Consider the following 6,829-nt stretch of genomic DNA (forward strand, 5'->3'; position numbering starts at 1 on the left):
TTCAATTCCACCTCGCCAATAGTATAACGTCTAGGATTATCCTCAAAAAACTCATCCGATTTTACGAATTCGTAGAAAATTCCGGAGTTCAAAAGCAATAACATTCCTTTATCCTTTTGAGAATCTTGATAAGCAAAAAAACCTTCTGAAGCAGGAAATAATTCAATAGAATCTACTTTTCGGCCTATTAAGTTTTCAAATTTAGCACGATAAGGTTCATAATTTACGCCCCCGTATATGAATAGATTGAAGTTTTTAAAGATATTTCCAACCGGTTTATTCCCTTTTTGTTCCAACTTTTCGAAATACATTTGAACCCAAGAAGGAATTCCAGAAATCACCGTCATGTTTTCGTTGAACGTTTCTTCCACGATAGCATCGACTTTGTTTTCCCAATCTTCAATGCAGTTGGTTTCCCAACTCGGCATTCGGTTTTTTTGTAAATAGTTAGGAACAAAATGCGCTACAATTCCGGACAATCTTCCTAGTTTAATACCGTTTTTTTCTTCTAAAAGTGGACTTCCTTGTAAGAAAATCATTTTTCCATCTATAAAATCGGCATTTCCTGTTTCGTGAATGTAATTTAAAATCGCGTTGCGAGCAGCTTCAATATGTGTCGGCATCGATTCTTTGGTCAACGGAATATATTTAGCTCCAGAAGTGGTTCCTGAAGTTTTAGCAAAATAGATGGGCTTTCCTCTCCATAGAATATTTTCCTCGCCTTTTACAATGCTGTCAATATAAGGTCTTAATTCCTCATAATCTCTTATAGGAACTTGTTTAGCAAAATCTTCAAAGTTTTTAATTGCAGAAAAATTATGGTCTTTTCCAAACTGAGTTTCTTTGGCGAAAGCCATAAGACTTTGAAAAACTTTTTGCTGTGTCTCAATAGGTTTATTAACCCAAGTTTGGGTTTTTCTATGAATAGCTTCCGCAAAAATTTTAGCTGCAAATGACTTTATTGACATATTATTCAAATTCAATAAAAATACTTGGGTCTATAGGATATCCATCTTTCCATAACTCAAAATGCAGATGTACGCCCGTTGATTCTTGTCCCGTTGAACCAGCAAGAGCTATGACTTCGCCTGTTCTCACTTTATCGCCTTGTGAAACTGTTACCGATTCCGCATGTTTATATACAGAAATGAAACCGTTATTATGCCGAATAATAACCACGTTTCCTGTGTTTGGTGTCCAATCAGCAAAAATTACAGTACCGCTTAAAATAGATTTTATAGGAGTGTTTTTGGCTAACGCTATGTCAACCGCATAATGCTTTTTTGTTGGATTAAATTTGTCTGTTATGATTCCCTTTACGGGAGGAAAAAGTACCACATTTGCTTTTGGTTTGGCTTTTTCGAAAAGATTGTATTTGTCTTCTCTTGCCACTTCTTCTCTTAGTTTTAAATCTGATTTTGATGGTTTTAATTCTTCATCAGAAACAGGTTTTGTATTGGAAGCAGTTATGGAGTCTTTACTGAATTTAGCATATTCTAAATCGCCAGTTAACACCTTTTTAATGGAGGCAATATAGGCCTCATTTTTCTTTAAGGCTCTTGATAAAGAGTCAGATTTCAAAGCTAATTCTGTGGCATTTCTTTTCAATTTCGAAGAAGCATAACCAGGAATATATTCGCGCAATGGTGTAAAAGCGATAATATATGTAGTCACAAAAATTATTAAAAACGCGCCAAAAGTAGCCACCACAAATACATTCATTAAAGTTAATCGCAAAGAAAAAACTTCCTCAAAAGTATCCTCGTTCAAAATAACCAAGCGGTTTTTTGTGAATAGTTTTTTCTTGATTATTTTTCTTTTTAACCGTTTTTCAGACATGGGTTTGGATTATACCACAAATATAGAAAAATAAGTCTGCTTTATATTTTATTAACTTTAACGTTCTTTACTTCTAAATCCTATTTTACTATTGATTTATTTTTTACATTTGTACATTATTATTGTAATAAATAGAAACTATGAACTTTTTAATGATATTTTTAGGAGAAATTGGAATGCCTCAAATTCTGTTAATTTTGGCTATTGTTTTACTGCTTTTCGGTGGTAAAAAAATACCAGAACTAATGAAAGGATTAGGTAGCGGCGTTAAAGAATTTAAAAACGCTGCTAAAGATGACGCTCCTGCAGCTAAAAAAGAAGAAGAGAAAAAAGAATAAGTTTTTTACATTTAAAAAAAGATAAATCCAAGATTCGGATGCTTAAACCTTTGGAATCTTGGATTTTTTATTTTTAGTTAAATAACCATCGTCAACTGAATTCGCTTTCGCTCTTCGTCAACCTCTACTACTTTCACTTGAACGTGTTGATGAAGCTTAACCACTTCATTAACATCAGAAACAAAACCAGATTTGAGTTGTGAAATGTGAACCAATCCGCTTTCCTTAATTCCTATATCAACAAAGCAGCCGAACGCTGTAATATTATTCACAATTCCTGGTAAAATTATTCCGGTTCGAACGTCTTTAATGGTTTTTACATTGGGGTCGAATTCAAAAACTTTTGCAGCTTTTCTTGGGTCGAGTCCTGGTTTTAGTAATTCTTTAAGGATGTCTTTTATTCCTAGAATACCTATCGTTTCATTGGTATAATTTTCAGGTTTTATTAAAGCTATTTTTTCTTTATTAGCTATCAATTCGTTAACCGAAATCTTTAAATCTTTCGCCATTTTTTCAACCACAGGATACGCTTCGGGATGCACCGACGAATTGTCTAATGGGTTTTTTCCATCTTTAATTCTAATGAAAGCTGCGGCTTGTTGATAAGCTTTGTCGCCCAATCGAGGTACTTTTTTTAATTGCTTTCTATCTTCAAAAGGACCATTTTCTTGACGATACGCTACAATGTTTTCAGCCATCTTCTCTCCTATTCCAGAAACATAACTCAATAATGATTTACTGGCTGTATTAATGTTTATTCCAACCGAATTCACACAGCGAACCACAACTGTGTCCAACTCTTCTTTTAATTTAGGTTGGTCAACATCGTGTTGGTATTGTCCAACACCTATAGATTTTGGGTCAATTTTAACCAATTCGGCCAATGGATCTGAAAGTCTTCTACCAATGGAAACCGAACCACGAACTGTGACATCATAATTTGGAAATTCATCACGTGCAATTTTACTCGCTGAATATACCGATGCGCCAGCTTCTGAAACCACAAAAACCTGAACTGGTTTGTCAAAGGCGATTTTCTTGATAAAAAATTCGGTTTCACGACTTGCCGTTCCGTTACCAATTGAAATTACTTCAATGTTATAAGCATTTACCATCGAACGTATTTTCTTCATCGCCATAGCGCTTTCGTTTTGTGGTTGATGCGGATAAATGGTTTCGTTGTATAATAAATCACCTTTTTCATCCAGACAAACTACTTTGCAACCACTTCTAAATCCGGGATCAATGGCTAAAATTCTCTTTTCACCTAAAGGCGGTGCTAATAAAAGTTGGCCTAAATTCCCAGCAAAAACTTCTATGGCTTTGGCGTCTGCTTTAGTTTTAGCTTCTTGCAACGTTTCGTTGGAAATAGCTGGTTCTAATAATCTTTTGTAACTATCTTTTATGGCTAATTCGAGATGTGGTGTTGTTTCATTATTAGCATTTATTATTTCATTTTCTATAAAATCGACCGCTTCTTCTTTTTCAATTTCAATATTGAGTTTAACAAATCCTTCTGCTTCGGCTCGAAGCATGGCTAACAAGCGATGTGATGGAGCTTTTGAAATTGGTTCTGCCCAAACGAAATATTGCGAAAATTTTTGAGCAGCATCTTCGTTTTCTTTTTTCTTGACCACTTTAGTTTCCACAATTGCTTTACGTTGAAACATTCGACGAAGATTTTTACGAATATAAATATTCTCGTTAATCCATTCGGCAATAATGTCTCGTGCTCCTTGAAGCGCTTCGTCTTCGTTTTTTACTTTGTCATTTATATAATTTGTTGAAATAAAATCGATGTCGTCTTTTCTTTGTGCAAAAATAATTTTAGCCAAAGGTTCTAATCCGTTTTCACGAGCTATATCTGCTTTGGTTTTCTTCTTCTTTTTATAGGGCAAATACAAATCCTCTATCTCTTGTAAATCAAAACTATTTTCAATTTTTGATTTTAATTCAGGTGAAAGTTCTCCTTGCTCTTGAATGGTTTTGAGAATGCTTTCTTTTCGTTTTACAATTTCATCATATTGTTTAGAAAGCTTAGTAATTTGTTCAATAACTACTTCGTCTAAATTTCCTGTTTGATCTTTTCTATATCTTGAAATAAAAGGAATAGTACAATCTTCTGCTAATAATTTTAAGGTAGCGCTAATGCTTTTTAGTGAAGCCTTTGTTTGGTTTTCTATAAATTGTAATTGGTTCATTTTTTAGTAATCCTTAATCCTGTACGATATAATCTTTTGGATCTTCTTTATTAAATTCGGGTTGAATATTGATATGGTTGATATGAAATTGCTCAAATAAAATGATTTCAATTTTTTCTAACAACAAATTAAACTCGCTCATTTTTATATCTCTTGAACAATCAAGGTGTGCTTCCAAGTGTAATTCTTCGTCATTTAAATGCCAAATATGGATGTGATGCAATTTATTTACTCCAGATATTTTATGTACTTCACGAACAATTTCTTTAATATCAATGTAATCTGGTGTGAAAAGCATCAACATTTTAGTAGCGGTTTTTATTAAATCAACTCCAACATAAATTAAATAAGCGGCAATAAGAATGGTCATCACACTATCAACCCAATACCATGCATAAAATTTCATTAATAAACCACCTATTAAAACAGCAATAGAAGCCATCATATCAGTCAATAAATGCAAATACGCCGATTTCATATTAATATTATGCTTTGCGTCTTTTTGTAAAAGCAAAACAGAAAAACCGTTTACAGCAATTCCTAAAAGTGCCAACCAAATTACTAAACCTGATTGGATGGGATGGGGATTAAAAAATCTTTCAATAGCGCCGTAGGTTAAAATCAACGCAACAATAACCAATGTAATAGCGTTGATAAAAGCAGCTATTAATTCGGCTCTTTTATAACCAAAAGTATGATTTATAGAGGCTTTTTTTCTAGAAAGTTTATTAGCAAAGAGACTAAAACCAAGCGATAAAACATCTGAAAAATTATGAAGCGCATCAGAAATTAAAGCTAAACTTCCAGAAATAACTCCACCAACTACTTGAGCAATGGTAATTAAAAGGTTTAATAAAATAGAATAGAATAGATTTTTACCTTTTACTTCATGTTTATGAATGTGGATTCCGCTCATATTATTGACAAGCTATTTTAGCTACTCTAATAGCATGTCTTCCGCCTTCAAAAGAAGTGTTTAGAAAAGTATCAACCATTTCTATCGCTTGTTGTATGGAGGTAAATCGTGCCGGGATACTTATAATATTAGCATCATTGTGTTGACGTGCTAGCGCCGCAATTTCTTTTGTCCAACATAATGCGGAACGAATACCATGATGTTTATTAACCGTCATATTAATTCCATTTCCCGAACCACAAATCACAATACCAAAATCAGCTTTTTTAGTTTCAATATCAGTCGCCACAGAATGGCCAAAATCAGGATAATCAACACTATCAAAAGTATCTGTTCCGTGGTTTAAAATTTGATATCCTTTAAGTTCTAAAAATGCGACTATTGCTTTTTTATATTCAGGTCCTGCGTGATCGTTTCCAATAGAGATTTTCATTATGTTTCTTTTGTAGTTATATTGACAAATTTAAGAAAACTATCAGTTAGAATTCTACTTTATTATAACTACTTGATTTTTAATAATTAAGATTTTTTTAAACTGATTAATTTCTACAACTAATTGAAAATAATTAGTATTTATTTAATAAAAATGTTAAAATTATGAAATGTTAATAGTTATTTGCAATTCGTTGATAATCAGTTAACCTTAAATTAACATCAATTGTTCATAACTTTGAATAGAAAATTAGAAGTTTTTCTTTGTCGTATGTAAAAAAATTGTAATCAAAAATTGTTATTAAAAAATCAAACTTAGTTTTGTTTTTTTATGTAAAATTTATCAGCACAAAAAAGATGGTTTTCAACAAAAACTAATAGTAAAACTTATTAAAAAATTGAGTTATTTTTAGTGTATTTTCAAATGTTAATAAACAATAAAATTTACCACATTTTAAGAACTTTATAATTATTAAATATTGTTAATTTCTTTGTATAAGTTTATATAACTTTAAAAATATGATTTTTAACAAAAAGTTATTACAACTATTAACACACTATAATAACCACTATAAATTTAAATTTAATTTAATTTTTTTATATATAATTCTAATTATTGTTGAAAACTCTAATTTTTATAAAAATAATAAATGTTATTTTTTCGATAAATATTAGTACTTGATACATTAAACTTAATACTATTTTGTAATTTTCAACAATAATAGTAAAGATACAATGAGTAAGAAACCTAAAAAGTTTGGAAAAAATGAAAAAACCTTTTCCGAAAAGATATTTAAAATACTTTCAAAAAACGCCAATAAACCTTTTAATTACAAACAAATAGCTGCTATTTTAGAATTAGACGATACTAAAAGCAGAAATGAAATAATTAAAGATTTAAAAATTTTAGCAGCTCAAAAACTGATCATTGAATCAGAACCTGGTAAGTATTTAGTGAAAGCTTCTAGTCATCAATATTACGAAGGAGTTGTTGATATGACGTCTAGAAAAACAGGCTATTTTGTTTGTGATGAATTAGAACATGATGTATTCATCCCTTTTATAAATTTAAATCATGCATTGGATAACGATAAAGTAAAAGC

The 6,829-nt window shown here is 31.2% G+C and carries 6 protein-coding genes and 1 pseudogene; 2 read left to right on the forward strand and 5 right to left on the reverse strand.

What is annotated here, in order from left to right; genetic code table 11:
• Together ACOYLT_RS09560 and ACOYLT_RS09565 are read right to left on the reverse strand one after the other, a co-directional pair.
• A partial coding sequence (locus tag ACOYLT_RS09560) for a GH3 family domain-containing protein (RefSeq protein WP_422853629.1) occupies positions 1-968 on the reverse strand: 968 nt, incomplete at its 3' end.
• Between the two features lies 1 nt (position 969).
• Complete coding sequence (locus tag ACOYLT_RS09565; RefSeq protein WP_422853630.1) at positions 970-1,839, reverse strand: M23 family metallopeptidase; 870 nt, start codon at positions 1,837-1,839, stop codon at positions 970-972.
• A gap of 140 nt (positions 1,840-1,979) precedes the next feature.
• Here ACOYLT_RS09565 and tatA point away from each other — a divergent pair, with 140 nt between their 5' ends.
• Entirely contained in the window at positions 1,980-2,177 is a 198-nt protein-coding gene (gene tatA, locus ACOYLT_RS09570) for a twin-arginine translocase TatA/TatE family subunit (protein WP_422853631.1), read from the forward strand.
• A gap of 77 nt (positions 2,178-2,254) precedes the next feature.
• On the opposite strand, the gene ACOYLT_RS09575 is transcribed toward tatA, so the two are convergent.
• From ACOYLT_RS09575 to rpiB, 3 genes are read right to left on the reverse strand one after another with little or no spacing between them, the layout of a single operon-like run.
• Positions 2,255-4,378, reverse strand: a complete 2,124-nt coding sequence (locus ACOYLT_RS09575; RefSeq protein ID WP_422853632.1) for a Tex family protein — start codon at positions 4,376-4,378, stop codon at positions 2,255-2,257.
• Between the two features lie 13 nt (positions 4,379-4,391).
• On the reverse strand, positions 4,392-5,294 hold the full coding sequence (locus ACOYLT_RS09580) for a cation diffusion facilitator family transporter (protein ID WP_422853633.1): 903 nt from the start codon (positions 5,292-5,294) through the stop codon (positions 4,392-4,394).
• A gap of 1 nt (position 5,295) precedes the next feature.
• A complete protein-coding gene (rpiB, locus tag ACOYLT_RS09585) occupies positions 5,296-5,727 on the reverse strand; it encodes a ribose 5-phosphate isomerase B (protein ID WP_422853634.1) in 432 nt (143 codons plus the stop codon).
• 734 nt (positions 5,728-6,461) lie between these two features.
• On the opposite strand from rpiB, the pseudogene ACOYLT_RS09590 reads away from it, so the two are divergent.
• Positions 6,462-6,829: pseudogene (locus ACOYLT_RS09590) on the forward strand (ribonuclease R); the annotation flags it as partial.

This window comes from Flavobacterium sp. (assembly GCF_049318185.1).
In the GTDB taxonomy this organism is placed as follows: Bacteria; Bacteroidota; Bacteroidia; order Flavobacteriales; family Flavobacteriaceae; genus Flavobacterium.

Excerpts from the sequence above, each read along its gene's own strand:
- ACOYLT_RS09565 (WP_422853630.1), bottom strand. The coding sequence starts at position 1,839 with ATGTCTGAAAAACGGTTAAAAAGAAAAATAATCAAGAAAAAACTATTC.
- tatA (WP_422853631.1), top strand. The coding sequence starts at position 1,980 with ATGAACTTTTTAATGATATTTTTAGGAGAAATTGGAATGCCTCAAATT.
- ACOYLT_RS09575 (WP_422853632.1), bottom strand. The coding sequence starts at position 4,378 with ATGAACCAATTACAATTTATAGAAAACCAAACAAAGGCTTCACTAAAA.
- ACOYLT_RS09580 (WP_422853633.1), bottom strand. The coding sequence starts at position 5,294 with ATGAGCGGAATCCACATTCATAAACATGAAGTAAAAGGTAAAAATCTA.
- rpiB (WP_422853634.1), bottom strand. The coding sequence starts at position 5,727 with ATGAAAATCTCTATTGGAAACGATCACGCAGGACCTGAATATAAAAAA.